Source organism: Ensifer sp. D2-11, assembly GCF_054161295.1.
In genome coordinates, this window is record NZ_CP096433.1 from 3,442,681 (window position 1) to 3,468,366 (window position 25,686).

23 protein-coding genes, 1 tRNA gene and 1 riboswitch are annotated in these 25,686 nt (G+C 62.9%); of the genes, 12 read left to right on the top strand and 12 right to left on the bottom strand.

Going from position 1 to position 25,686, the window contains the following annotated elements:
- Positions 1-42 precede the first annotated feature (42 nt).
- From M1D34_RS16395 to tesB, 4 genes are all read right to left on the bottom strand, one after another.
- A complete protein-coding gene (locus M1D34_RS16395) occupies positions 43-2,694 on the bottom strand; it encodes an FtsK/SpoIIIE family DNA translocase (protein WP_498779936.1) in 2,652 nt (883 codons plus the stop codon).
- A gap of 328 nt (positions 2,695-3,022) precedes the next feature.
- Complete coding sequence (locus tag M1D34_RS16400; RefSeq protein WP_010970483.1) at positions 3,023-4,378, bottom strand: ammonium transporter; 1,356 nt, start codon at positions 4,376-4,378, stop codon at positions 3,023-3,025.
- A gap of 27 nt (positions 4,379-4,405) precedes the next feature.
- Positions 4,406-4,744 carry a P-II family nitrogen regulator gene (locus M1D34_RS16405; protein WP_003529649.1) on the bottom strand — a complete coding sequence of 113 codons (339 nt, stop codon included), beginning with the start codon at positions 4,742-4,744 and terminating at the stop codon, positions 4,406-4,408.
- A 236-nt stretch (positions 4,745-4,980) separates the two neighbouring features.
- Positions 4,981-5,865 carry an acyl-CoA thioesterase II gene (gene tesB / locus M1D34_RS16410; protein WP_003529647.1) on the bottom strand — a complete coding sequence of 295 codons (885 nt, stop codon included), beginning with the start codon at positions 5,863-5,865 and terminating at the stop codon, positions 4,981-4,983.
- An 88-nt stretch (positions 5,866-5,953) separates the two neighbouring features.
- Here tesB and M1D34_RS16415 point away from each other — a divergent pair, with 88 nt between their 5' ends.
- A complete protein-coding gene (locus M1D34_RS16415) occupies positions 5,954-7,180 on the top strand; it encodes a ubiquinone biosynthesis hydroxylase (RefSeq protein ID WP_248448765.1) in 1,227 nt (408 codons plus the stop codon).
- 414 nt (positions 7,181-7,594) lie between these two features.
- Here M1D34_RS16415 and M1D34_RS16420 read toward each other — a convergent pair whose 3' ends face one another.
- The 4 genes from M1D34_RS16420 to M1D34_RS16435 all read right to left on the bottom strand — a co-directional run bounded on the left by M1D34_RS16420 (position 7,595) and on the right by M1D34_RS16435 (position 10,178).
- Positions 7,595-7,783 carry a Trm112 family protein gene (locus tag M1D34_RS16420; protein WP_003537577.1) on the bottom strand — a complete coding sequence of 63 codons (189 nt, stop codon included), beginning with the start codon at positions 7,781-7,783 and terminating at the stop codon, positions 7,595-7,597.
- A gap of 8 nt (positions 7,784-7,791) precedes the next feature.
- Entirely contained in the window at positions 7,792-8,472 is a 681-nt protein-coding gene (locus M1D34_RS16425) for an LON peptidase substrate-binding domain-containing protein (protein ID WP_003537574.1), read from the bottom strand.
- A gap of 144 nt (positions 8,473-8,616) precedes the next feature.
- On the bottom strand, positions 8,617-9,609 hold the full coding sequence (gene trxA / locus M1D34_RS16430) for a thioredoxin (protein WP_153313652.1): 993 nt from the start codon (positions 9,607-9,609) through the stop codon (positions 8,617-8,619).
- A 59-nt stretch (positions 9,610-9,668) separates the two neighbouring features.
- Entirely contained in the window at positions 9,669-10,178 is a 510-nt protein-coding gene (locus M1D34_RS16435; RefSeq protein ID WP_498779941.1) for a prolyl-tRNA synthetase associated domain-containing protein, read from the bottom strand.
- Between the two features lie 256 nt (positions 10,179-10,434).
- Between M1D34_RS16435 and M1D34_RS16440 the strand changes: the two genes are divergently transcribed.
- A tRNA-Gly gene (locus tag M1D34_RS16440) sits at positions 10,435-10,509 on the top strand.
- Between the two features lie 124 nt (positions 10,510-10,633).
- Here the strand turns inward: M1D34_RS16440 and M1D34_RS16445 are convergent.
- Positions 10,634-11,611, bottom strand: coding sequence for a sugar-binding transcriptional regulator (locus M1D34_RS16445; protein WP_107608539.1), 978 nt, complete (start codon positions 11,609-11,611; stop codon positions 10,634-10,636).
- Between the two features lie 128 nt (positions 11,612-11,739).
- Between M1D34_RS16445 and M1D34_RS16450 the strand changes: the two genes are divergently transcribed.
- The 10 genes from M1D34_RS16450 to M1D34_RS16495 all read left to right on the top strand — a co-directional run bounded on the left by M1D34_RS16450 (position 11,740) and on the right by M1D34_RS16495 (position 22,090).
- Positions 11,740-12,687 carry a sugar ABC transporter substrate-binding protein gene (locus M1D34_RS16450; protein WP_027993230.1) on the top strand — a complete coding sequence of 316 codons (948 nt, stop codon included), beginning with the start codon at positions 11,740-11,742 and terminating at the stop codon, positions 12,685-12,687.
- Between the two features lie 120 nt (positions 12,688-12,807).
- Positions 12,808-14,322, top strand: a complete 1,515-nt coding sequence (locus tag M1D34_RS16455; protein WP_498779944.1) for a sugar ABC transporter ATP-binding protein — start codon at positions 12,808-12,810, stop codon at positions 14,320-14,322.
- Positions 14,319-15,311, top strand: coding sequence for an ABC transporter permease (locus M1D34_RS16460; RefSeq protein ID WP_498779946.1), 993 nt, complete (start codon positions 14,319-14,321; stop codon positions 15,309-15,311). Before M1D34_RS16455 ends, M1D34_RS16460 begins: the two co-directional genes overlap by 4 nt.
- 40 nt (positions 15,312-15,351) lie before the next feature.
- Positions 15,352-16,380, top strand: a complete 1,029-nt coding sequence (locus M1D34_RS16465; RefSeq protein ID WP_027993233.1) for a thiamine pyrophosphate-dependent dehydrogenase E1 component subunit alpha — start codon at positions 15,352-15,354, stop codon at positions 16,378-16,380.
- An 8-nt stretch (positions 16,381-16,388) separates the two neighbouring features.
- Positions 16,389-17,354, top strand: coding sequence for an alpha-ketoacid dehydrogenase subunit beta (locus M1D34_RS16470; RefSeq protein WP_234705320.1), 966 nt, complete (start codon positions 16,389-16,391; stop codon positions 17,352-17,354).
- Positions 17,351-18,670, top strand: a complete 1,320-nt coding sequence (locus M1D34_RS16475) for an acetoin dehydrogenase dihydrolipoyllysine-residue acetyltransferase subunit (RefSeq protein ID WP_107608535.1) — start codon at positions 17,351-17,353, stop codon at positions 18,668-18,670. The genes M1D34_RS16470 and M1D34_RS16475 overlap by 4 nt, the downstream gene beginning before the upstream one ends.
- Positions 18,667-19,002 (top strand): carboxymuconolactone decarboxylase family protein, encoded by a 336-nt coding sequence (locus M1D34_RS16480; RefSeq protein WP_107608534.1) that lies wholly within the window; start codon positions 18,667-18,669, stop codon positions 19,000-19,002. The genes M1D34_RS16475 and M1D34_RS16480 overlap by 4 nt, the downstream gene beginning before the upstream one ends.
- A gap of 42 nt (positions 19,003-19,044) precedes the next feature.
- Positions 19,045-20,553 carry an FGGY-family carbohydrate kinase gene (locus M1D34_RS16485; RefSeq protein WP_498779949.1) on the top strand — a complete coding sequence of 503 codons (1,509 nt, stop codon included), beginning with the start codon at positions 19,045-19,047 and terminating at the stop codon, positions 20,551-20,553.
- Entirely contained in the window at positions 20,550-21,320 is a 771-nt protein-coding gene (locus M1D34_RS16490) for an SDR family NAD(P)-dependent oxidoreductase (RefSeq protein ID WP_027993238.1), read from the top strand. The genes M1D34_RS16485 and M1D34_RS16490 overlap by 4 nt, the downstream gene beginning before the upstream one ends.
- Positions 21,321-21,334: 14 nt before the next feature.
- Entirely contained in the window at positions 21,335-22,090 is a 756-nt protein-coding gene (locus tag M1D34_RS16495; RefSeq protein ID WP_498779951.1) for an SDR family NAD(P)-dependent oxidoreductase, read from the top strand.
- Positions 22,091-22,093: 3 nt separating this feature from the next.
- On the opposite strand, the gene M1D34_RS16500 is transcribed toward M1D34_RS16495, so the two are convergent.
- From M1D34_RS16500 to metA, 3 genes are all read right to left on the bottom strand, one after another.
- Entirely contained in the window at positions 22,094-23,083 is a 990-nt protein-coding gene (locus M1D34_RS16500) for a CobW family GTP-binding protein (RefSeq protein ID WP_498779953.1), read from the bottom strand.
- A 287-nt stretch (positions 23,084-23,370) separates the two neighbouring features.
- Positions 23,371-24,387 (bottom strand): aldose epimerase family protein, encoded by a 1,017-nt coding sequence (locus M1D34_RS16505; protein WP_498779955.1) that lies wholly within the window; start codon positions 24,385-24,387, stop codon positions 23,371-23,373.
- 80 nt (positions 24,388-24,467) lie between these two features.
- The gene (gene metA, locus M1D34_RS16510; protein WP_027993241.1) at positions 24,468-25,463 is read right to left on the bottom strand and encodes a homoserine O-acetyltransferase MetA; all 996 of its coding nucleotides are present in this window, start codon (positions 25,461-25,463) and stop codon (positions 24,468-24,470) included.
- A riboswitch (SAM riboswitch) is annotated at positions 25,459-25,536 on the bottom strand. Its footprint overlaps the gene before it by 5 nt.
- Positions 25,537-25,686 lie beyond the last annotated feature (150 nt).

Genomic DNA, 25,686 nt, shown 5'->3' on the forward strand with positions numbered 1-25,686 from the left:
TTACCGCCTGCCGCGCGCTGATCACGCCGCTGTGGCGCTGTCTTACCGGCCGGTGATCTCAGCCTCGGTCGGCACCAGTATCTCGCGCTTTCCGGCGTGGTTCGCGGGGCTGATGATGCCTTCCTGCTCCATCCGCTCGATCAGCGAGGCGGCCCTATTATAGCCGATACCGAGGCGCCGCTGCACGTAGGAGGTCGAAGCCTTGCCGTCGCGCAGCACGATCGCCACCGCCTGATCGTACGGGTCCTCGGAATCGGCGAGGTTGGAGGTGCCGGCCGGACCGCCGCCATCATTCTCGTCCTCGTCGTCCTCGGTGATCGCGTCGAGATATTGCGGCACGCCTTGCGTCTTCAGATAGGCAACGACCTCTTCGACCTCGGTGTCAGAGACGAAGGGTCCGTGCACGCGCTGGATACGGCCGCCGCCGGCCATGTAGAGCATGTCGCCCATGCCCAGGAGCTGTTCGGCTCCCTGTTCGCCGAGGATGGTGCGGCTGTCGATCTTGGAGGTCACCTGGAAGGAGATGCGGGTCGGGAAGTTCGCCTTGATCGTACCGGTGATGACGTCGACCGAGGGACGCTGTGTCGCCATGATGACGTGGATGCCGGCGGCGCGCGCCATCTGGGCGAGCCGCTGGACGGCGCCTTCGATATCCTTGCCGGCGACCATCATCAGGTCGGCCATCTCATCGATGATGACGACGATATAGGGCATCGGCGAAAGGTCGAATTCCTCCGTCTCGTAGACGGCCTCGCCGGTCTGGCGGTCGAAGCCGGTCTGAACGGTGCGCGTGATCGCCTCGCCCTTGGCCAGCGCCTGCTCGACGCGGCTGTTGAAGCCGTCGATGTTGCGCACGCCGATCTTCGACATCTTCTTGTAGCGCTCTTCCATCTCGCGCACGGTCCATTTCAGCGCCACGACCGCCTTCTTGGGGTCGGTCACGACCGGCGAGAGAAGGTGCGGGATGCCGTCATAGACGGAAAGCTCGAGCATCTTCGGATCGATCATGATGAGGCGGCACTGATCGGGTCTCAGCCGGTAGAGCAGCGACAGGATCATGGTGTTGATCGCCACAGACTTGCCCGATCCGGTGGTGCCGGCGACGAGCAGATGCGGCATCTTGGCGAGATCGGCAACGACGGATTCGCCGCCGATCGTCTTGCCGAGCGCCATGGCGAGCTTCGTCTTGGTCGTCTCGAAGTCGCGGGAGCCGATCAATTCGCGCAGATAGACCATCTCGCGCCGCTGGTTCGGCAGCTCGATGCCGATGGCGTTGCGGCCGGGAACGACGGCGACGCGTGCGGCGATCGCGCTCATGGAACGGGCGATGTCGTCGGCGAGGCCGATGACCCGCGACGATTTGATCCCGGGCGCCGGTTCCAGCTCATAGAGGGTGACGACGGGGCCGGGACGGACATGGATGATCTCGCCCTTGACGCCGAAATCCTCGAGAACGCCTTCGAGCATGCGGGCGTTCTGCTCGAGCGCATCGGCCGAAAGCGAGGCATCGCGCGCGACATTCTTCGGCTCGGCAAGGAAGTGGATCGGCGGAAGCGTGAAATCGCCGTCTTCATCGACGAACGAGCGCTGCGCCTCGCGCTCGACGCGCTGCCCGGCTTTCGGCCGCGGCGGCGGCGGGGCCACGCGCGAACCCGCCATTGCCAGAGCCGGCTTCGGCGGTGCAGGCCGCGGAGCCCAGTCTGCGGCCACGTCGTCTTCGTCGTCGTCCGGCAGGATGCCGGCAGGCCGTCGCTCGTCGATATCGAAGGGCGGGTCGTCTTCGTCGCCCATGATCGGCGGCGGCGTGACGGTGCGGCGCTCGGAACGATCGAGCGAGGGCTCGATACGGCCGGCCTGCGCCTTCGGCCGGACCGGCTCGTTCAATGTGCCGAATTCGTCGTTGTTGAAGTCGTAGGGCTCGTCATACTGACGCTTCGCCGGCTTTGCTCCCATGCCGAAGGCGCGGCGCAGCCTCGCCTGCGCCGTGTAGCGCATATGGGCGAGCGACCCCATCAGCACAGTAAGAGGGCCTTCTTCGTCTTCCTCTTCGAGTTCGTCGCGTATGGTGCGCGCCTTGCTGGGTGCGGGCTCCGGCGCCGGTTCCGCCTCTTCATCCTCGCTGACGCCGATGAGGCCGGCGCTGTAGACGAGGCACCAGGCGGCTGGTGCGGTGAAGAGGCAGGCGAGGACGGTCGCGAAGGTGCCCGTCGGGAAGGTTCCGGTGAAGAGCGCCGGAAAACGCAGGATCATGTCGCCGAAGACGCCTCCGAGGCCGTTCGGCAACGGCCAGGTGATCGGCGCCGGAACGCAGCTCAAGGCCGCGCTCGCCAGCACCGAGCCGGCGAACCACAGGCCGAGCCGCTTGAGCACCTTGTCGAAATGCGTGCCCCGGATGAGAACGAGAGCCCAGGCGACGGCCGGGAGCAGCGCCACGACGCTCGCAAGGCCGAAGAACTGCATGAAGATATCCGCGAAGACGGCGCCGCCATAGCCGAGCAGGTTGGTCGGCTCGTTCGAAGTTGCATAGGAAAAGCTCGGATCCGCGACGTTCCATGTCGAAAGGGCAGCAATGGCGAGTGCCAGCGCACCGACGAGAACGAACCCCGCCAGCGAGGCGATCTGCCGCCAGACGAAGTGGGTCAGCACGAACCGGTTGGAACGGCTGTCAAGCGTTGCGGTATTGCTTCTGCTCATGTTGCCTGCTTTGCCCGTTTCGATCCGCCGGAACGAGAGCGCGCGAGAAGGCCGCCCATGAATATTCCAGCTCTTTTGGTGAGGAGCAGCCTTCTCACCCTCAATCCGGGCGAAAAGCGGGATGCTCCGGGCACATTGCGTGCCCATGGAATCAACCTAAGCGAAGTAGGGTTAATGTGACATTAACCATGCGCGTGTGCCGGCAAAATTGCGGTTGGGAACGCGTATGCAGCGCAAAAAAGGCCCGGATCGCGAGATCCGGGCCAAGGGCGATCCGCAGGATGCGGACCGCGACGGGACTGTTGGCGGCGCCGTTTGACGACGCTGCTCAGCTCGCGTGATAGGCGGCTTCGCCATGCGAGGAGAGGTCGAGCCCTTCCCGCTCCGCTTCCATCGATACGCGAAGGCCGACAAGCGCATCGACTACCTTGTAGAGGATGGCGGAAACGACACCGCACCAGACGATCGTGATGGCGACGGCGGTGATCTGGGTCATCAGCTGGCTTCCCATGGTCACGCCGTCGGCATAGCCGATGCCGCCGAGCGAGGAGGAGGCGAAGACGCCGGTCGCGATCGCGCCGAAGAAGCCGCCGACGCCGTGCACGCCGAAGACGTCTGCCGTGTCGTCATAGTGGAACTTGTTCTTGATCACCGAGACGAAGAAGTAGCAGAGCGGCGAGACGATCAGGCCCATGATGATCGCGCCCATCGGACCGGCGATACCGGCCGCCGGCGTGACGGCGACGAGCCCGGCGATCATGCCCGAAGCGGCGCCGAGCATCGACGCCTTGCCGCGCGTCAGCGTCTCGACGAGCGACCACGAAAGGACTGCGGCAGCCGTTGCGAGGAAGGTGTTGACGGTGGCGAGAACCGCACCGCCGGAGGCTTCGAGATTGGAGCCGGCATTGAAGCCGAACCATCCGAACCACAGCATGGCAGCGCCGACGAGCGTCAGGGTCATGGAATGCGGGGCCATCATGTCACGGCCGTAGCCGGTGCGCTTGCCGACCATGAATGCACCGACGAGGCCGGCGACGCCGGCATTGATGTGGACCACGGTGCCGCCGGCGAAATCGAGCGCGCCCATGCCGAAGAGCAGGCCGTTTGCGTCCCAGACCATGTGCGCGATCGGGAAATAGACGAATGTCGCCCAGAGGATGGCGAAGAGGATCGCGGCCGAGAACTTGATGCGCTCGGCAAAGGCGCCGACGATGAGTGCCGGGGTGATCGCGGCGAAGGTCATCTGGAACAGCATGAACAGATATTCCGGAATGACGACGCCATCGGAGAAGGTCGCCGCGGTGCTGTCGACGGTCACGCCCGCGAGGAAGAGCTTGGCGAAGCCGCCGAAATAGGCGCTCGTCGAGCCGCCGAAGGCGAAGGAATAACCGTAGACGACCCAGACGATCATCATGGCGGCGCCGATCACCGTGCACTGCATCAGCACCGACAGCATGTTCTTGGCGCGCACGAGACCGCCGTAGAATAGGGCGAGGCCCGGGATCAGCATGAACAGGACGAGAAGCGTCGAAAGGAACATGAAGGTGGTGTCGGCCTTGTCCGGCACCGGTGTTGCGGCCGCGGCGGGCGCCGCTTCCTGGGCAAATGCAACGACCGGCGCGAGCATCGCGGCAGCGGTCGCTCCCACGCGTCGAAGAGAGGTGGAAAGGGTGAATGACGACATCGAAAATAGCTCCCTGAACGGCGTGGTTTACAACGCTTCTGAGTCGGTCTCGCCGGTGCGGATGCGCACGGCATGGTCAATCGAGTAGACGAAGATCTTGCCGTCGCCGATCTGGCCGGTCTTGGCGGCCGAAGCGATGGCTTCGACGGCCCTGTCGACGATCTCCGTCGCGACCGCGATCTCGACCTTCAGCTTAGGCAGAAAGCTCACGGCATATTCGGTGCCGCGGTAAATCTCGGTGTGCCCCTTTTGGCGGCCGTAGCCCTTCACTTCGGTCACGGTCAAACCCTGGATGCCAACGGCAGTGAGGGCTTCGCGAACCTCATCGAGCTTGAACGGCTTGATAATGGCCATCACAATTTTCATCGAGTTCCCATCCTTGTCTGCCTCCAGCGGAGGCCGTCTCTCCTTGCTGCTTGAGCGCCTGACGCGCTGGCAACCGGAAAGCTACATTCAAGGGGCGTGCCAGATTCGATGAGGCAGAACAAACCACTGAAAACTAATGGAAAAAACACGTCCGGCGAGGGGGCTACCGCGGAACGCTAAAAATACGCCAGTCGGAATGATTAAAATATAAGCAGAATCCGAAAAATGGCAAAAATTTACGCAATTGCCTTTTTGCGGATCAATCCTTCCTGCGCTACAGAGGCGATCAGAACGCCCGAGCGGTCGAAAAGGCTGCCGCGGGTCATTCCGCGGGCACCGTGCGCGCTGGGGCTGTCCTGGGTATAGAGCAGCCAATCGTCCATTTTCGAGGGCCGGTGGAACCACATGGCGTGGTCGAGGCTGGCCACCTGGAGGCTGCGGTCGAAGACCGATGTGCCGTGTGCGTAAAGCGACGTGTCGAGGAGCGTCATGTCGGAGAGATAGGCGAGGACCGCGGCCTGGAGATGGCGCTCGTCCGGTACCGTCCCGACCGCTTTCACCCATACGTCCTGCTTGGGGGATGCCTTCGCGCGCGAGAAATAGTGCTCGAGCGAGACGGGCCGGATTTCGATCGGCCGCGGCCGCTCCCAATAGCGGCGGATCGCCTCCGGTGCGTGGACGAGAAACTTCTCCTTGAGTTCCTGCTCTCCCGGCAGCGTCTCCGGCATAGGCACGTCCGGCATGTCGAACTGGTGCTCGAATCCATCCTCGTCGTACTGGAAGGAGGCAGACATGGCGAAGATGGCCTTGCCGTGCTGGATCGCCACCACGCGCCGCGTCGCGAAGCTCGAGCCGTCGCGGATCCGGTCGACCTCGTAGATGATCGGAACGGAAGGGTCGCCCGGACGCATGAAATAGGCGTGCAGCGAGTGAACGTAGCGGCCCCCGTCGACCGTGCGCTGGGCGGCGACCAGCGCCTGGCCGATCACCTGGCCGCCGAAGACCCGCTGCCAGCCGACCTGCGGGCTCAAGCCCCGGAAGAGGTTTTCCTCGAGCTTCTCGAGGTCGAGTATCGCAAGGAGCGCATCCATGGGCGTGGCGGTCTCGGTAGGGCGCGACATTTCGGCGGTCTCCGATGGTAGGAACGGCGTTGGCATTGATCTATATAGGCACGAGATGATGCTTCAAGTGCGACGGGAGACGAGGCGGATGATCGACGTTCTGATTGCCGGGGGCGGCTATGTCGGCCTCTCGCTTGCCGTATCGCTGAAAAAGGCGGCCCCCCATCTCGATGTCATGGTCGTCGATGCCGCGCCGGAAGGCGTGTGGACGAAGGACGAACGGGCATCGGCCGTCGCCGCCGCTGCCGAGCGGATGCTCGACGTCCTCGGCGTCTGGCAGGCGATCGCGCCCGAGGCCGAGCCGATCCTCAGAATGGTGATCACCGATTCGAAGACGGCCGATCCGGTCCGACCGGTCTTCCTTACATTCGAGGGCGGGGGCGAGGATAATGGCGGCGACGGCCGCCCCTTCGCCCATATGGTGCCGAATACGGCGCTCGTCGGTGCGCTGCGCCGCGCCTGCGACGAACTCGGCGTTTCGATCCGGCAGTCGACCGTGGTGGAGAGCTTCAAGAGCGGAGATCATTCCGTCGCCGTCACTCTGGCGGGCGGCGAGACAATCGAGGCGCGGCTGCTGGTCGCCTGCGACGGCGTTCGTTCGAGGCTGCGCGAGGCGGCGGGCATCAAGGTCGTCGAGTTCGATTACGGCCAGTCGGGCATCGTCACCACCGTCGAGCACGAGCGTCCGCATGGCGGGACGGCGGAGGAGCATTTCCTGCCTGCCGGTCCCTTCGCGACGCTGCCGCTCAAGAACAACCGTTCCTCGCTCGTCTGGACCGAGAGCACCTATGATGCCGAGCGTCTGGTCAAGGAGGACGATTTCATCTTCGAGGAGGAACTGGAGCGCCGTTTCGGCCATAAGCTCGGCCGTCTCAAGGTGGTCGGCGGCCGGCGTGCCTTCCCGCTCGGCCTCACGCTTGCCCGCGACTTCGTCGCACCGCGTTTCGCGCTCGCCGGGGATGCCGCGCACGGCATCCACCCGATTTCCGGCCAGGGACTCAATCTCGGCTTCAAGGATGTCGCGGCCCTCGCCGAAACGATCGTCGAGGCGGACCGCCTCGGCCTCGATATCGGCTCGCTCGCGGTTCTGGAGCGCTACCAGACGTGGCGGCGCTTCGATACCTTCCGGATGGGCGTTACGACGGACGTCCTCAACCGGCTCTTCTCCAACGACATCATGCCCGTGCGGGTCGTGCGCGACCTCGGCCTCGGCCTCGTCGATCGCCTGCCGTCGCTCAAGAAGTTCTTCATCCGCCAGGCGGCGGGCACTCCCGGCAGAACCGATCCGCGGCTGCTCGCCGGCGAGCCGATTTGAACGCACCCGTTCGTGCCTCTGTCCGCCCCTCATCCGCCTGCCGGCACCTTCTCCCCGCAGGCGGGGAGAAGGGACAAGCGGCGCCAACTGAACCCCGCATTCACCGCCCGCCCGAGGGAGCGAGCGGGCGCGGCATATCCCTTCTCCCCGCCTGCGGGGAGAAGGTGGCGGCAGCCGGTTGAGGGGCAATCCCGACCGAGCGGGGTTGAGGCGGTTGGGTCCCCGAGGGATCCCTTTCATGAGCAGTATCCGCCGCACCGGCGCGACAAGCGGCAAACGCATCAATCCCCTCTCCCCGCTTGCGGGGAGAGGGTTAGTCCTCGGGTTGAACCCGAGGAGAAGGGCAAATCCCCGCGTGGGGGTTAACCCAAATCACGAAGCTCAGGCAGCCTGACCGCACCGAAACGTCGACCCTCAATCCTCGATCTTGCGCGCCTCGGAGACCAGCATGATCGGCACGCCGTCGCGGATCGGATAGGCGAGGCGGGCCTTTTCGGACACCAGTTCGTTGGCTTCCGGATCGTAGCTGAGGCGGCCCTTGGTCAGAGGGCAGACGAGCAGTTCCAGGAGTTTCGGATCGACCTTGCTGGCGTTGATGTCCATCGCTCTTTTCATTGCAGAATATTGTCGAGGTCGCCGAAGTTGCGGGCGAGCACGATCTCGGTGATGGCGATCAGCGTTTCGGCCCGCGTCTTCAGGTCGGGAGCCTCCAGCAACGCCTGTTTCTCCGCCGGTCCATAGGGCGACATCATTGCCATGGAGTTGACGAGGGTACGATTGCTGGCGCGTTCCACGCTTTCCCAGTCGGCTTCGAGCTTGTTGGCGTCGAGATAGGCCCGGAAGGCTGCGAGGAGCGCCTCCCGGTCGACGAGGCTCTCATCGTCCGGATTTTCGAGATCGCTCCCGAACGGGCCGATGCGGAAACGGCGATAGCCGCGGCAGCCGGCCACCTCTGCGAAAAGCCGGAAGCGGCACACGCCGGTGAGAGAGGTGATGTAGCGGCCGTCGCCGGTCTCGGCGAAAGAGGTGATCCGGCCGATGCAGCCTACCTGGCAAAGCGCCGGCACAGACGAAGCGTCGATGTCGTTGCGGCCTTCCGCGAAGGAGGGCTGAACGATGCCGATCAGGCGGTTGCCGGCGAGCGCATCGTCGAACATGGCGAGATAGCGCGGTTCGAAGATGTTGAGCGGGAGCTGTGCGCCGGGAAGCAGGAGCGCGCCCGTCAAGGGAAACACCGGAAGAATCTCCGGTAAGTCCTTCGGACCGAGATAGCGCGCATTTCCGACATGCATTCCGACAGATCCTGCAGATAGCGGCCGCGCCTTATCGAGGCGCGGTGCCGTAGGACCAAAAAATGGTGCGGCCCTTCGAAATCTCAAGGGAGAAATACACCGGAATCGATCGGGCGGGGCTGAAAAATTCGACGCGAAGGCCGCTTACGAAAAGAGAATCGACGACAGCTTGCGCCGCGCGGCGATCGTTGCCGGGTCCTTCGGGCCCCATACCTCGAAGAACGACAGCAGTTCGCGCCGGGCGCCGTCGTCCTCGAAGCTGCGGTCGCGCTTCATGATCGTCAGGAGATGTTCGGCGGCGGCGGTGCGGTCGCCCTCGACATTGCGGAGCTTGGCGAGCTTGAGCCGTGCCGCGTGGTCGTCCGGATCGAGCGCGAGTTGGCGCTCCAGCGCGGCCGGGTCGCCGAGCTTGCGGGCCTCCTCGATCTGGTCGAGCTTTTTCGAGACGGCGGCGACGGCCGCTTCCCCGGCTAGCGCTTCCGGCAGACCGGAAAGCGCCTGGCGCGCCTCGGCGACCTGCCCGAGCGCAATCATGCATTCGATCATGCCGGCGACAGCCGCGGCGTTTTCCGGGTCGGCCTGGAGAACGGCACCGTAGAGACCGGCGGCGTTCTGCGCGTCGCCTGCATCGATCAGCGCCTTGGCGTCGGCAAGCACGCTCTCGATCTCGGCCTTGCCGTCGTCTGCGGCCGGACCGGCGATTCGATCGATGAACTCCTTGATCTGGCTCTCGGGCACGGCGCCCATGAAGCCATCGACCGGACGCCCGTCGATGAAGGCGATCACCGCGGGAATGGACTGGATGCCGAGCTGGCCGGCGATCGATGGATGGTCGTCGATGTTCATCTTGACGAGCTTCACCCGGCCGGCGGCTTCCCTCACAACCTTCTCGATGACGGGCGTCAGTTGTTTGCAGGGCCCGCACCAGGGCGCCCAGAAATCGACGAGCACCGGCTGCTGGCGCGATGCCTCGAGCACGTCGCGGGTAAAGGCGGCGGTTGTCGTCTCCCTGATCAGGTCGTCCGGGATCAGGTCGTTCGGGCCGCTCGCGGTGCTTGCCGGCTGTCCGCCGAACGAGGCCGAGCCCGTCATCTGTGTGCCGAAGGAACCTTGATAGGGATTGTCGCTACCGCTCATTCTTCTCTCCTCGCGGACTTGGGCGTCCGGCTTCATGCATTCGCGCCAAAGATCGTATGTCAGGCCGTCACTTTCAAGACAAGCGGCTCGTGCCCGGTTGCCTCCATGAAGCGCAGCATGTCCTTCGACGCGATCGAGGTCGTCTGGTCGTTCGAGAGCGGATGGCAGTTGATCGTCTCGAACGCCATCAGCGTCTCGTCGAGAATGATCTTCACCTTGCCCTCGGTGTCGTTGATCGCGCCGAAGGCGGTGACGGCGCCCGGTATCACGCCCAGATATTCCATCAGCTTGTCCGGCTTGCCGAAGGAGACCTTGCTTGCCGCGCCGATGGTCTGATGAACGGTCTTCAGGTCCACCGTCGCGTGTTCCTCGACGGTCAGAAGGAAATAATTGTCCTTTTTGTCCTTCAGGAACAGGTTTTTTGTATGTCCGCCGGGGATTTCATCGCGCAGCGCCATCGATTCGGCGACCGTGAAGACCGGCGCGTGCCGCTTCGTCCTGTGTTCGATCCCGAGTTCGTCGAGAAAACGGAAGAGATCTTCCGCAGTCTTCGGCTCAGCCTTGTTCATGGTCATCCTTTCCGCAGTCGCGATCTTCTCTCGGCCTGCTTTAAGGAGGAGCGAGACGTTCCGCAATCTCATGCGCGGCGCAGCGCAACCGGAAACGCGGCATTCCCGGCCTTCGAATGCACTCGCGAAAAAATTCTTGGCGTTCGCGTCATTTCCCTGTTGCATTTGAAAAGGGCTTGGGCCATATAGCGCCCGTCGCCGCAACACGGGGCGACACCCCTGGTCCATCGACTACCCCCGGGCCTGGGTCTTATGAGCGGGTGTAGCTCAGGGGTAGAGCACAACCTTGCCAAGGTTGGGGTCGGGCGTTCGAATCGCCTCACCCGCTCCAAATTCTTCGGACAATTCAGCAGGTTGATGAGCCCTTCGGGCGTTTTTGTTCGCGCCGTGTAGCGGGAGCGAAGCGGCGTTTTTCCGTGACGTGGCGGAAATGAGCCGCTGCCGCCCCGGCGCTGCTACTCGCCGATCGCGGCCAGCGCTTCCGCCGCATCGCCGTCGATGATCAGACCGTTGATCACGCCGCTGCGAAGCAGGGCTCGGGCTGCCTGGACTTTTTCTCCCCCGGCAATCAGCAGGAGCACCGGCAAAGCCTTCAACTCTTCGAAACCCAGCGCGATGGTCCGTTCATTGAGCTCGTGGTCGACTTGTCTCCCCTCGCTGTCGAAGAAAATGCCGTTGGTGTCGCCGACGGCGCCGGCCTGCCGCAGGCTTTCGAGTTCGGCGCTGCTGATCATGCCCTGCCGCCGCAAGAGCGAATCCTCGGTGAGTTCGCCCGCGCTGATGAAACAGACGGACGCGCTGCGGGCGATTTCCAGAGCCTTGACTACCGAGCGTTGGGAGATGAGCACCTTTTTGTCGTCGATCGAGTCGGCGATGAAGGGCACGGGGAGAAAATAGCCTTCGCCGCCGGTGCGTCTTGCGAGGCTGTGCACGACCTCGAACGGATTATAGGCATTGTTCGCCGTCAGGGACCCCATGACGGAAATGAAGCGCGCATGCGGCGCCCGAACTCCGGCCAGATGCAATGTCATCTGTTCGATCGTTCGGCCCCAGCCGGTGCCGACGGTCAGGGAATCGTTTTCCGAAAGCAACGTCTTCAGGTGGTTGGCCGCAGCCACTCCCACGGCGCGGAAGGCGATTTGCTTGCGCACTTCACTGTCTTCCTTCGACGTGTCGTGAAAGCCGAAGGCGGGCGTGGAGATGCAGAAATCAAGCCCGAAGCGCACGCGCAGCTTGTCTTCGAGCGGCAGGACGCCGACCCGTTGATGGTCGATGGAAATACTGACGAGGCCGCTCTCTCGCGCCTCGGCCAGCATTTTATTGACCCTGGCGCGGGTCAGGCCCAGCCGGGCAGCGGTCATTTCCTGGTTGAGGCCGCCGACATAGTAGAACCAGGCGGCCCGCACCATCAGCGCATCATCATCTTCCGACATGCCATTCCTTCTCCTTACAAATGTATTATATGTTGACAAATGTAACGATGTCAATTTACATACTGCCATTCGCCTACTGAGCGCGAATGAGGAAGCGGGTCAACGCGGCCCGCGGTGGAGGAGAACAAATGTCAGCTATGTGGAGGAAGGCGGCGGCCCTCGCCGTCGCAGGATTTCTGTTGAATGTGACCAGCGCAAATGCGCTGAATCTCGCCTGGGTACACGCAAATGCCGCCGCTCAGTCCGAGCAGCGGGTCAAGGCCGGCTTCGATGCCTGGTTGAAGGAAACCGGCAAGGACTGGAATGTGAGCCTCCTCGACAGCGGCGGCTCCGGCGAACGCACAGCATCCAACCTTCAGGACGCGGCTTCCCGCGGCGTTGACGCAATCATCATCACCATGGCGGATCTGCGCGCATCCCGCGCCGCAATCGATGCCGCGATCGATGCGAAGATACCGATCATCACCGTCGACAGTGGTTACATTCCGGGCGTGCTTGTCGACGTCACCACCAATAATTGGGCCATGTCTTCCGACGTTTCGCCCTATCTGCTGAACGAACTGGGCGGCAAGGGCAGCATCATATTTCTTCGCATGGCCGAACATCACGGCACCCGCAAGCGCGGCGACGTTATGGAGACCATCCTCAAGGAATACCCCGACGTGAAGGTTCTGGCCGAGCACAATATCGACTACACCGCCTTCTTCGAGGACACGACATCGACGATGCAGGATTACGCATCGCGCTTCGGAGACGAGATCAACGCGGTCTGGGCTCCCTGGGACGAGCCTGCACAAGCGGCGATCAACGTCCTGCAAGCGGCGGGTCTCAAGACCGTGAAGGTCATCGGAATCGACGGCCATCCCAATGCAATAGCCGAAGTCTGCAAGCCTGACGGTCTGATGATTGCCACAGTCAGTCAGCCCTTCGAGAAGATGGGGGCTCAGGCCGGCGAGTGGATCGAGGAGATCGTCGTCAAGAAAGAAGACCCGGCCAAGGTCATACCGTCGAAGACGGTCTACATGGATGCCCCGTTGGTCACGAAGCAGAACTGCAAGGACTTCCTCCCGAAGTGACCTGAAAGGGCCGGCTCCGTCTTGCGGAGCCGGCTCCCACCCGAGTTGGGTTCCGCAGCGTCGCTCCCGATGCGCGGAGTCAGGCAATGGAAGCGAGAACCAGGGGAAGCGAGTACCAGGATGACAGTCAGTCTTTCCGGCATCGTCATGCAATATCCGGGCACGCGCGCGCTCGACGATGTAAGCGTCGCCTTCCGCTTCGACGAGGTCCACGGCCTTATCGGCGAAAACGGGGCGGGCAAGACCACGCTTGTCAGCATTCTGGCCGGCAGCAAACAGCCGACTGCCGGCAAGGTCACGATAGACGGCAAGGAGACCGTGCTGCACAGTGCCGGCGACGCGCTACGCAAAGGCATTGCCCATGTATCGCAGGAGGGCTGTCTGGTTCCCGGGCTTAGCGCAGCGCAGAATATCCTGCTTGGAGACGAGCCGAGAAATGCACTCGGCATCATCAACAAGCGTGAACTCGGCCGTCGCGCCGCAGCTCTCCTCGACAAATGGTTTCCTGAAGTTTCCATCGACCTCGACCTGACCATCGACAGCTTGCCCATGGCCGACCAGAAGGTCATCGAGATCGTGCGCGCATTGCGCGGCGATATACGGCTGCTCATCCTCGACGAGCCGACGGCAACCTTGCCGGCGCGCGAGAAGGAGAACCTCTGGCGCATCATCAGGACATTGCCCGCCCGCGGGGTCGGTATCGTGTTGATCAGCCACTTCCTGTCGGAGATAAAGGCGCTGAGCGACCGGGTCACGGTGCTGCGCGACGGCCGCCATATCTCCACCCTTGCCGCAGCCGAGGCGACCGAAGCGCAGCTCGTCGATCTCATGCTGCAACGCTCCGGCAAGACGGGCGCATCGGGCGCCGCAGAGCGGTTGGCCCGCACGATCGGCGACACGGTACTCGAACTCGAAGAGTGGAAGGTGGGCGCAATCGAAGTCGATCGCTTCGCGATACGGTCCGGCGAGATCATCGGCCTGATCGGACTTACCGGTGCCGGCCATTTCGGTTTCGCCAGATCGATCTATACCGGGGAGGGCATGGTCCGCGGCACGACCAGGTTCAAAGGCCAGTCACTGAAGAGTATCAGCGCCCGCGGCATGCAGAAGCGCGGCGTCGCCTTCATTCCCGATCAGCGCATGGAAAACTCGCTCGTCGCCGATTGGGATGTGCGCGAGAACCTCGCCATGGTGCATCCGAAGCACGGGACCTCCGGGTCCACGGGCGTGCTCTCACCGCGCAAGGAAGTGCGCGGGGCCAACGAGATCATGTCGCTCCTCAACATCAAGGCGCATTCCTCGGCGCAGATGATCAAGGATCTCAGCGGAGGCAACAAGCAGAAGGTCTCGATCGGCAAGTGGCTCTACGGTGCCGACGAGCGCTACAGCCTGATGATCTTCATCGAGCCCACCGAGGGCGTGGACATCGGCGCCAAGCGCGAAATCCACGGTCACCTGAAGCGGCTGGCGGCGCAGGGGGCGGCCATCATCGTCACTTCGTCGGATCTCATGGAGATCGCCGATATCTCCGACCGGGTCATTCCCTTTGTCGGCGGACGGGCCCATCCCATCATCGAGCGAGCCGATTTTTCCGAAGTCAGATTCATCTCTGCCATGGCAGGAGTAATTCAATGAATGCAACGTTACAAACCCTGGCAGGTGCCAAAGACGTGACCGCGAGCCGAAGCCGCAAGGACTGGCTCCTCAGGTACAGCACGCTCTTCGCGCTCATTGTTTTGTTCCTCGGCTTCGCAATCGCCGTCGACAGATTCCTCACGGCTTCCAACCTGCTCAACATCGTCCAGCAAATTTCGATGCTGACGATCGTCGGCGCCGGATTGACCTTCGGCTTTGCCGCCCGTGAAATGGATTTGTCGGTCGGTTATATGGTCGGTCTTTCCGGTATCCTCGTGCCGCTGCTGCTGATTTCGGGGACACCGCTGCCGCTGGCGCTTCTTGCCGGCGTCGGCGCCGGCTTCGTGGTCGGCGCAGTCAATTCCGCATTGGTCACGCTTGTCGGCGTGCCCTCGCTGATCGCGACACTGGCGACCGGTTCGATCCTTTACGGCATCAACTTTCTCACGACCGGCGGTCGCGCCATCTATGGCGGCCTGCCGGATGCCTATCTCTGGCTGGGGCAGGGGCGGTTGCTCGGCATCCCGGTGCTGGCCTATGCCATGGTGCTTTTCGTGTTGCTCGCATGGTTCCTGATGGAGCGCACGGTCTTCGGCCGCTACATCTACGCAGCCGGTGGCAATCTCAAAGCGGCGGAGCTCTCGGGCGTCAACGGCCGCTTCTACCGGGCCGCTGCGCTCGTCGTCTGCAGCCTCTTTGCCGCTGTGGCCGGCGCATTGCTGGCCGCGCGCCTCGGCTCCGGTCAGCCGAATGCCGGCGAGCGCTACCTGCTCGACGGCCTGGCGACTGTGTTCATCGGCATGACGATGATCCGTCCGGGTACGGCAACCGTCACCGGCACGTTCTTCGGGGCACTCTTCATCGGCGTCATCAACAACGGGCTCAACCTTGTCGGCATGGATACGTACATCCAGAGCATCGTCAAGGGTCTGATCATCCTGGTCGCCGTGGCGATCGTCTCGCGGACGACGAAGCTCAAGCTTCTCTGACCGGCATCCAAAATCATGAACAATACCCAAGGAGGGACGCGTGGACGCTCCTGTGAATACCAATCTGCTTGAGCTCTATCGGACGATGCGGCGCATCCGCACCTTCGAGGAACGGGTCGGCGAACTCTTCATCCGAGGACAATCCGCAGGTTCAATGCTCCATCTTTCGATAGGGGAGGAGTCTAGCGCTGCGGGTGTCTGCGCCGCAATGAAACCGCAGGACACGTTCACAACCCATCATCGCGGCCACGGCATCTTCCTTGCGCGCGGCGCCGACCCTAAACGGATGATGGCCGAAATAGGCGGCAAGGAAACCGGTTACTGCCGTGGCAAGGGCGGTTCGATGCACATCGCGGACATGGCACTTGGTCATCTTGGTGCCAACGCCATCGTCGGCGGCGGCATACCGGCCGTGATCGGTGCCGGTCTGTCGAGCAGGCATCTCAAGCAGGATTCGGTCTCGATCGCCTTCTTCGGTGACGGGGCCATGCAGCAGGGAATCCTGTACGAGAGCATGAACATGGCATCGCTTTGGAGCCTGCCGGTGCTCTTCGTCTGCATCAACAATCAGTACGGAATGGGCACGCGCATCGACCAGGCGACCCGCAACACAGCATTCGATCAGCGAGCCAAGGCCTTCGGGCTGAACGGCGCGGTTGTCGACGGCCTCGACGTCGAGGAAGTTCAAGCGGCGGCGCGCTGGCTCGTGGACGAAGCGCGCGCCGGAAAGCCCGGTTTCCTGTCCGTGGAGGTCTACCGCTTCTTCGGTCACGCGCGCATGGACAAAAGCCCCTATCGCGAGGAGGCGGAGGAACTGGAAGGCCGCAAGAAGGATCCGGTGCTTTTCGCGCGCAACAAGCTGGTCAGCACGGGTATCGAGAAGGAGCCGACGCTCGACGAACTGGACAAAGCAATCGCTGCGGAAATGGATGCAACGATCGACTTCGCCGTTGAATCCAAAGCCCCGCCGCTCGGTTCGATGTTCAAGGATGTCTACGCCCTTGGCGAGCCCGAGCCCGAATCCGTCAGCACCCGTATCGACCGTGTTCTTGCCAGGGATGACGCATGATGATTTCGATGACGTATAGAGACGCGCTCCGCAAGGCGCTGGACGATGCGATGACGGAAGACAGTTCCATCGTCGTGATCGGCGAGGAAGTGGGCCGCTATGGCGGCGCGTACGGGGTAACCAAGGATCTCATCAAGATACATGGGCCGGATCGCTTGATCGACACGCCGATCTCCGAGCCCGCCATCGTCGGCGCCGCCGTCGGCGCGGCGATGACGGGCCTGCGCCCGGTCGCGGAGCTGATGTATATCGACTTTCTGGGCATGACCATGGATCAGCTCGCCAATCAGGCGGCTAAGATCCGGTACATGTTCGGTGGCCAGATCGGCGTACCCATGGTGCTCAGAACCCAGGGCGGTACCGGTCGCTCCGCCGGCGCACAGCACTCGCAGAGCCTCGAAGCCTGGGTGATGCACACGCCCGGTCTTCGGCTCGCCATGCCGGCAACGGTCGCCGACGCCTATCATCTGCTGCGCCAGAGCCTGACCAAGCCCGATCCGGTGGTCTTCATCGAGCATAAGGCTCTCTATACCCGCAAGGAAGAAGTCGATCTCGACGCGGATTCGTTGCCTTGGGGTAAGGCGGCCGTTCGCCGCAAGGGTGACGATCTCGTCATTGTCACCTATTCCCGACAGGTGTTCTACGCATTGGAAGCGGCTGACGCACTCGCCAGGAAAGGGATCGAAGCGACAGTCATCGATCTTCGGACGCTGAACCCGCTGGATTTCGATACGGTGCGCGAACATGTCGAGCGCGTAGGCAAGGCGATGGTGGTGAGCGAAGGCGTGATGACCTCCGGCGTTGCTGCCGAGCTTGCCGCCCGCATCTCCGAGGAGTGTTTCGATTTTCTGGAACAGCCCGTCGTGCGCGTGGCCGGCGAAGATATCCCGATCTCCGTCTCGCAGGAACTCGAGTCCGGCAGCGTGCCTTCCGCAAGAACGATTGCCGATGTTGCGGCGAGAATGACGGCATGAGCGAACGCATCCTCAAAATGCCCCGCCTCGGCGAGACGATGGAAGAGGGCAAGATTGTCGGCTGGCTGATCAAGCCGGGGGACAGCTTCAGCCGCGGAGACCCGATCATCGAGATCGAGACCGACAAGACAATCGCCGAATTCCCGGCGCTTGGCGACGGCAGGCTCAAGGAGGTCCTTGTTGAAATCGGGGACATGATCGAGGTCGGCAAGGCGCTTGCGCGCATCGATATCGGCTCAGGTCCCGACTGGACCGCCGAGGACGGTTCCGATGCGGAACTGGAGACCGAAGCCGCAACGGCATCCGAAGTGCCGGCCGGATCGACCGCGAATACCGCGAAAGAGCCGCGCGTGGATGGTATCTCGCGCCCGGCTGACCGCGTTCGCGCGACCCCCCTCGCACGCAGGATTGCGCGCCGCCACGGACTCGACATAGGCTTCATAAGCGGCACCGGCCGGCGCGGCCGCATCGAGAAGGATGACGTACTGGTCGCCGTTGCCGGTAAATCCGTTCCATCCGCGATGCCGGTTGCTGCGGACGTCAGCTATGCGTCGCTTCGGCGCGGTCGCATGGCTTATCTGGACAGTGGCAAGGCTGCCGGCGACGCCGTGCTGCTCCTTCATGGCTTTTCGGGTGACCGGACGACCTGGGCCGTAGTCCTTGCGGGCCTCAAGCGAGCGGGCAAGCGCGTCATCGCGCCGGATCTTCCCGGCCATGGGTTGACGGCTATCGAAGCTACGTCGCCTTCCGATTTGTCCGCCGATCTTGTCGAATTCCTTGACGCGCTCGATGTCGCCGAGGTGGACATCGTCGCGCATTCGCTTGGGGCGGTCGCTGCCCTTGGGCTTGCAGGTTCTGAACCGCGCCGCGTCAGGTCGCTGTCGCTGATTGCTCCTGCCGGCATCGGTTCCGAAATCGATACCGGCTTCGTTCATGGCATGGCTGGCGCCCGGGCGAGCGGCGAAGTGGCCCATCTCCTGCGCCGGTTGTCCGTCAACGGCATCGAGCTTTCGGAAGCTGCACTGGAAGCGATCGCCGCTGACCTCGCCAGAGGCAGGCTTACCGCGCTTGCCGATTCCGTGGCAGGACCCTCCGGTCAGAGGGTGGACAGCCTTATGGCTCTTCAGAAACTCGTTGCTTCGACGCCCGTCCGGGTGCTCTTCGGCCTCGAAGACAGGATCATTCCGTGGCGGCATGTCCTGGCCTTGCCGCCGCGGGTCGCGATCCATCTCCTGTCCCGGTCCGGCCATATGCCGCAATGGGACCAGCCGAAGGACGTCCTTGAAATCCTGCTTTCCAAGGGAGAAGTGCCGTGAGCGAAGTATCGGAGAAACTGAAGGAGGCGCAGCGCCGGATCGGTGCGCTGGCAAAAGCAAGCCCTGAACTCTTCGGCGGCTTTGCACGGGTGAGCAAGGTTGCGGCTGCGTCCGGCAGTTTCACCTCGGCGCAAAAGGAGCTGATGGCGGTGGCAATCGCAGTGTCGAAAGGGTGCGAGGAGTGCATTCTCTACCATGTGGATGCCGCACTCAGGCACGGTGCCAAGGAGGCTGAACTGGTCGAGGCCCTGGAGATCGCCGTGGAGATGGGCGGTGGTCCGGCCGTGATGTATGGCGCAAAGGCTCTGGAGATCATGCGGGCGCTTCAGTGATGGATGTGGCTGCCCCGTAAGGGTGCGTGGGAGGAGAATGAAATGGCCTATTTCCTGACCGCAGACGGCGGCACCGAGAGCCTTCGGGCGCGCCTCTACGATCTCACCGGCAATTGCCTCGGCAGCGCTGCCGTCCCTTACGAGACGAAGTTTTCGGCTGGCGCGCGCGCCGAACAGAATCCCGAGGACTGGTGGAGCGCTTTCGTCGAAGCATCGCACCGGACAATTTCGGAGGCAGGCGTTGATCTGGCCGCAATCGAGGCGATCACGCTTGCGACGACGAGCTGCACCGTGGTCGCGCTCGACCGGGACGGCAGGGCGCTCAGGCCGGCGATCATCTGGATGGATGTGCGCGCCAGCGACGAGGCGGATGCGGTGCTCGCAACGGGCGACGGGGCCCTCATCTCCAACGGCGGCGGTCGTGGGCCGGTTTCGGCTGAATGGATGATCCCGAAGGCATTGTGGATCGCGCGCAACGAGCCCGAGACATTCGAGAAAGCGCATACGATCTGCGAGTATCAGGATTTCATGACTCTGAGGCTGACCGGGGAGCGGGCGGCAAGCCTCAACAATGTGACGCTGCGCTGGCACTATCAGACGGATCGCGGCGGCTGGGCCAAGACGCTCGTCGGCAAGCTCGGCCTTTCGGCGTTGCTCGACAAATGGCCCCAGCGCGTCGTCGCGCCCGGTGGCGTCGTCGGAACCCTCTCGCCGGCCGCCGCACAGGAGCTCGGTCTCTCCACCAAGGTCAAACTGGTCCAGGGCGGAGCGGATGCCCTGATCGGCATGATCGGGCTGGGGGTCGCCAGGCCCGGGCAGCTCGCGTTGATTACCGGCTCCTCACATCTGCAGTTCGGCGTCACGGAAACGGCCATTCATGCACCCGGTGTGTGGGGCACTTATCGTGATTGCGTTTATCCGGACCGCTACATCGTCGAAGGCGGACAGACCTCCACCGGTTCGATTATCGCCTGGCTCGGCAGGCTGATGAACGGGACGATGGACCTCGACGAACTGAACCGCAAGGCGGCCGAGCTCGAGCCCGGTTGCGACGGGCTCCTGGTACAGGACCATTTCCAGGGAAACCGCACCCCCTATACCGATGCGTTCTCGCGCGGCGCGATCGTCGGGCTCACCCTTGCCCACGAGCCGCATCATATTTTCCGCGGCATCATGGAAGGCATCGGCTTCGGCACGCGTGCGATCCTCGACGCCATGGCCGACGCCGGCTATCGCGGCACCGAGATAACGGTCGGCGGCGGCGCCGGCGCATCCGATCTATGGCTTCAGATCCATGCCGACACTGCGGGTCTCCCGGTCTGCGTGCCGGCATCGCGCGATGCGCCCTCCGTAGGTGCCGCCGTGCTTGCGGCGCACGGAGCCGGTTATTTCTCCAGTATCGACGAGGGCATTTCGGCGATGGTGCGGCCCGGCAAGCGCATCGAGCCGCGCCCGCGCGAAGCAGCACTCTACGACGACATCTATCAGCAGTACCGCGCGCTCTATCCTGCGCTGAAGTCGGTGCGGGAGCAGGGGGGCAATGCCCGATGAGTGACGCTGACTTCAGGCTGGACGGCCGGCGTGCCGTCGTAACGGGCGCTGCTCGGGGCATTGGACGGGCGATCGCCGAACGGCTGGCTTTGGCCGGCGCGCATGTCGTCATTGCCGATCGCGACGAAGCAGAGGGCAAGATGGCTGTGGCGGCCATCGAGGCGGCCGGAGGTAAAGGCGCTTTCGTGTCGCTGGACGTGACCGACCCGGTAGCCGTCGCTCAGGCCGTCGACAGCATCTATCAGGTGCATGGCGCCGTCGACGTTCTGGTCAACAATGCCGGAATCGTTCGCAACGCGCCCGCCGCGGAGATGAGTCTCGACGACTGGAAATCGGTGATCGACATCGATCTCGGCGGCGTCTTCCATTGCGCCCAGACTTTCGGCAAGCGCATGGTGGCGGCCGGCCGCGGTTCGATGGTCAACATCTCTTCCATCTGCGGCGAGGTGACCGTCTATCCGCAGCCCCAGGTTTCCTACAATGCCGCCAAGGCGGGCGTGAACCTGCTGACGAAATCGCTTGCGGTCGAATGGGCGAAGAGCGGTGTGCGCGTCAATGCGGTCGCTCCAGGCTATGTCGCTACCGAACTGACGCTGCGGGGCCGCAGCAATCCCGAATGGTTCGACACCTGGATGCGGATGACGCCCATGGGACGCCTAGGTGAGCCGTACGAGATCGCCAATGCCGTGCTTTTTCTTGCCACCGACGCGTCAAGCTACATCACCGGTACGGTGTTGACGATCGACGGCGGCTACACCGCTCTTTAAGACTGGAGGATCCAATGACTGCTTCCAACCGTACCGCGCTCGTAACAGGCGCAAGCCGCGGTATCGGCCGCGCCATTGCCATCGGCCTCGCGCAGCGCGGCTATGAAGTCGTCATCAACGATATCGAGCGGCAGAAGGATGCGCTCGCCGGTGTGGCGAAAGAGATTGAGACGCTGGGCCGGCGCGTGCTGACGGTCTGCGCCGATGTCAGCAGCAAAGCCGATGTGACGGCGATGGCGAAAGCCGTCGGTGACGCCTTCGGCCATCTCGATGCCGTGGTCAACAATGCCGGAATATTGATTGCGGGAGATGTCGAAGGCCTCAAGGAGGAATACTGGGACAGTGTCATGGACGTGAATGCCAAGGGAACTTTCCTGGTCGTCCAGGCCGTTCTGCCTATGATGAAGGCGCGCAGATATGGGCGCATTGTCAACATCGCCTCGATCGGAGGCAAGCATGGCGCACCGGAACAGGCCCACTATTCCGCATCCAAGGCTGCGGTGATGGGCTTCACGCGCGTACTGGCCCAGGAAGTGGGCGCTGACGGGATCACCGCCAACTGCGTGTGCCCCGGGATCATTCTCACCGATATGGGGCGGGTCAATCTCGACGATCCCGCGGTCAGGAAGAATTGGCAGGACAAAACCGCCATGCGTCGCATCGGCGATCCCGAGGATGTTGTCGGTGCGGTGGCCTTCTTTGCTTCGGACGATGCGGCTTTCGTGACCGGCCAGACGCTGAATGTCGACGGCGGCATCGTGCTAAGCTGACGACTATCCCACGACGGCCGGGTTCGCGCAGCATGCCATGAAGCCGTCGGTGATGACGTCCTTCGGAAGGTTGCGGCCGATGAAGACGAGGCGCGAGACGCGCTCTTCGCCCTCCTTCCAGGGGCGCTGGTGGTCGCCTTCCACCAGCATGTGGACGCCTTGGACGACATAGCGGTCGGTGTCGCCGGCAAAGGCGATGATGCCCTTCATCCGCAGCATGTCCGTGCCGAAGGCCCGGGCGGTCGTCTGGAGCCAGCGGAAGAATTTTTCCGGGTCTACGGGTCGGCGTTCGACCAGTGAAAAACTGGCGACATGGTCGTCATGCTCGTGATCGTGGTCCGCTTCGAGAAAGTCGGGCTCGACCTCGAGAATGCGGTCGAGATCGAAGGCATTGCGATCGAGCAGGCTGGCGATCTCGAGATTGCAGCGCTGCGTCTTGAGGATGCCGGCGGTCGGATTGATGCGGCGGATGCGATCCTCCACGGCCTGCAGGCCTTCGGGCGATACGAGATCGGTCTTGTTGAGGATGATCGTGTCGGCGAAGGCCAATTGCTCCTGCGCTTCATGTGCGCGGTCGATCTCGCCGAGAAGGTGCTGGGCATCGACAACGGTAATGATGGAGTCGAGCCGTGTCTTGGAGCGGACATTCTCGTCGACGAAGAAAGTCTGGGCGACCGGCGCGGGGTCGGCGAGGCCCGTCGTCTCTATCAGGATGCCGTCGAACCGCTCGCGCCTGCGCATCAGCGCTTCGATGATGCGGATCAGGTCTCCGCGCACCGTGCAGCAGATGCAGCCATTGTTCATTTCGAACACCTCCTCGTCGGCATCGACGATGAGGTCGTTATCGATGCCGACCTCGCCGAACTCGTTGACGATGACCGCGAATTTCTTGCCATGCGGCTCGGAGAGGATGCGGTTGAGAAGCGTGGTCTTTCCTGCTCCGAGATAGCCGGTAAGGACGGTGACGGGGGTAGGGGCAAGCTGATCGGGCATTGGCGAGAACCTCACTGTCGCATGGACGGCCGGGGGCTATGTTCCGGCTTCATGGATACGTTATTACATTTCACTTTATAAACGTAATAACGTAACATAGGCGGGGTTTGTCAAGTCCGATCCAGGCGCTGAAACGCTGAGATTCTCTTTCTTTCCTCGCCCGCAGCCGAATTCGTCACCTGTATCGCGCTGCCGGTGGAAGGCGGCGTCGATTAGCGGCGGGATGGAGCGTTTCACTGTTCGATGAAACGGTGAACTGAACGTGCTCCAACGGCCTCTGCCTTGCTTCAGTTCTTCGTGAAAACGTAGTCCGTTTCCTGCCGGAGCGTTTCGCCCGGTCTCAGCACCGCATTCGGGAAACCTTTGTGGTTCACCGCATCGGGCCATATCTGCGTTTCGAGGCAGAAGCCGGCGAAGGGGCCGTAACGGCGGCTTTCGAGGCCGGGGACCGGTACGTCGAGCTTTTCTCCGGTATAGAGCTGCACGCCGGGCTCCGTCGTCAGCACTTCCAGCGACACACCGGAATTGATGCTGCGTACGAGCGCCACGGAGCGCTTCTGCACGCGCTCCGGCGAGAGGCAGAAATTGTGGTCGTAGGCGATTCCGCCGCCGTCCAGCTGCCTTCCAAGCGAGGTCATTTCGCGCAGATCGAAGGCGGTGCCGGCGACGGGGCGGATCTCGCCCGTCGGAATCTGCCGCTCGTCGGTGGGCAGGTAGTGGTCTGCCGCAATCATGATGTCGTGGCCGAATGCGTCCGAGCCGCCGTCGAGGTTGAAATAGCTGTGCTGGCAGACATTGGCGAGGGTCGGCGCGTCGGTCTCAGTTTCGTAGACGACGTTGAGCGTGCCGCCCGGTTTCAGCGTATAGGTGCAGGTGATCGTGCAATTGCCCGGGTAGCCGGCACGGCCGTCCGGATCGGTGATCTCGAGCGTTACGCTGTCTTCGACCTGCCTGCGGATCGACCAGTTGCGCTTGCCGATATTGTCGCTGCCGCCGTGGAGATGCGTGGCGCCGTTCTCGTTGAGCTCGAGTTGATAGGCCTTGCCTTCGAGCGCGAAGCGGCCACCGCCGATACGGTTGGCGTTGCGGCCGGGCGTGGCGCCGAAATAGGAGGAATGGGCCGGATAGCTTTCGAAATCCTCGAAGCCGAGCACGAGCGGGGCTGCATGTCCTTCGAGCCGCAAATCCTGTATGACCGAGCCCCAGGTGATCACCGACGCCGTCAGCCCGCCGCCCTTAAGCGTCAGGCGCTGTACGGGCTCGCCGGAGGGCAGGTGGCCGAAGATTTCCGTGTCTGTTCCCATGCATCTCCCCATTTCCGCGAGTCGGCGTCAACCTGCTGCATTTCCGCCCAGGCGGCAACCGGAAAGTCATACTTTTTGCTTCAACGCTCTCCGGTTCCGATCTTCGCCAGCTCGTAGGGCGTCGTCTGGTAGATCTCGTTGATCCAGTTGCCGAAGAAGAGATGTGCATGGCTGCGCCAGCGGTTCTGCGGCGGAAGTGCGGAGTCATTGTGGGGGAAATAGTCGTGCGGCAGCTTGATCGGCACGCCGGCATCGACGTCGCGGAAATATTCCTCCGACAGGGACGTCGAATCATATTCGACGTGATTGAACATGTAGAGCCGGTTGCCTTTCTTCTCGTGTACGAGGCAGACGCCCACTTCCTTGGATTCCATCAGGATTTCGAGATCCGGCACCCGGTCGATATCGGCGCGGCGCACCTCGGTCCAGCGCGAAACGGGAACGGCGAAATCGTCGGAAAAGCCGTTCAGATAGACCGAAGAGGGCTGCAAGTTCTGATGGCGGTAGACGCCGAAGGCCTTTTCCTTCAACGGATATTTCGGAACCCCGTGGAAATGGTAGATCGCAGCCATCCCGCCCCAGCAGACGTTCAGCGTCGAATGGACGTTGGTCGTCGTCCAGTCGAAGATGCGCTGCAACTCCTTCCAGTAGGTGACCTCTTCGTATTCGAGCGTCTCGATCGGCGCGCCGGTGATGATGAAGCCGTCGAACTTGCGGGCCTCCACCTCCTCGAAGGTCTCGTAGAAGGCGAGCAGATGCTCTTCGGGCGTATTCTTCGGCCGGTGGCCATTGACGCGGACCAGCGTCAATTCGACCTGAAGCGGCGTGGCGCCGATCAGCCGCGCCATCTGGATCTCGGTCTTGATCTTGTTGGGCATGAGGTTCAAAAGCCCGATCTGCAGCGGCCGGATGTCCTGGCGGATCGCCTCGGTCTCGGTCATCAGCCGCACACCCTCGTGAACGAGAGTTTCGAAGGCGGGCAGCGTATCGGGTATCTTGATGGGCATGGGCGTCCACTCGATCGAATACAAAAAAACCGGCGGCGAAACGATCGCGACCGGTCCTCGGAAATCCATTGTTCCCTCGGCCCTTTAGCGACTTCTTTAACGTGGCTGCAAGCCGGCCGGCCAAATCACCACGGATCATTTGATAGCGCGAGGAGGACCGCGCGGTCAATGAAAAAGGATTCGACGGCGTCTAGGCGGCCCCTCATCCCGCTGCCGCGACCTTCTCCCCGCAAGCGGGGCGAAGGGATGGGCGGCACTCTTCCAGTCCCCGCGCCCCGCTTGCGGGAGATTG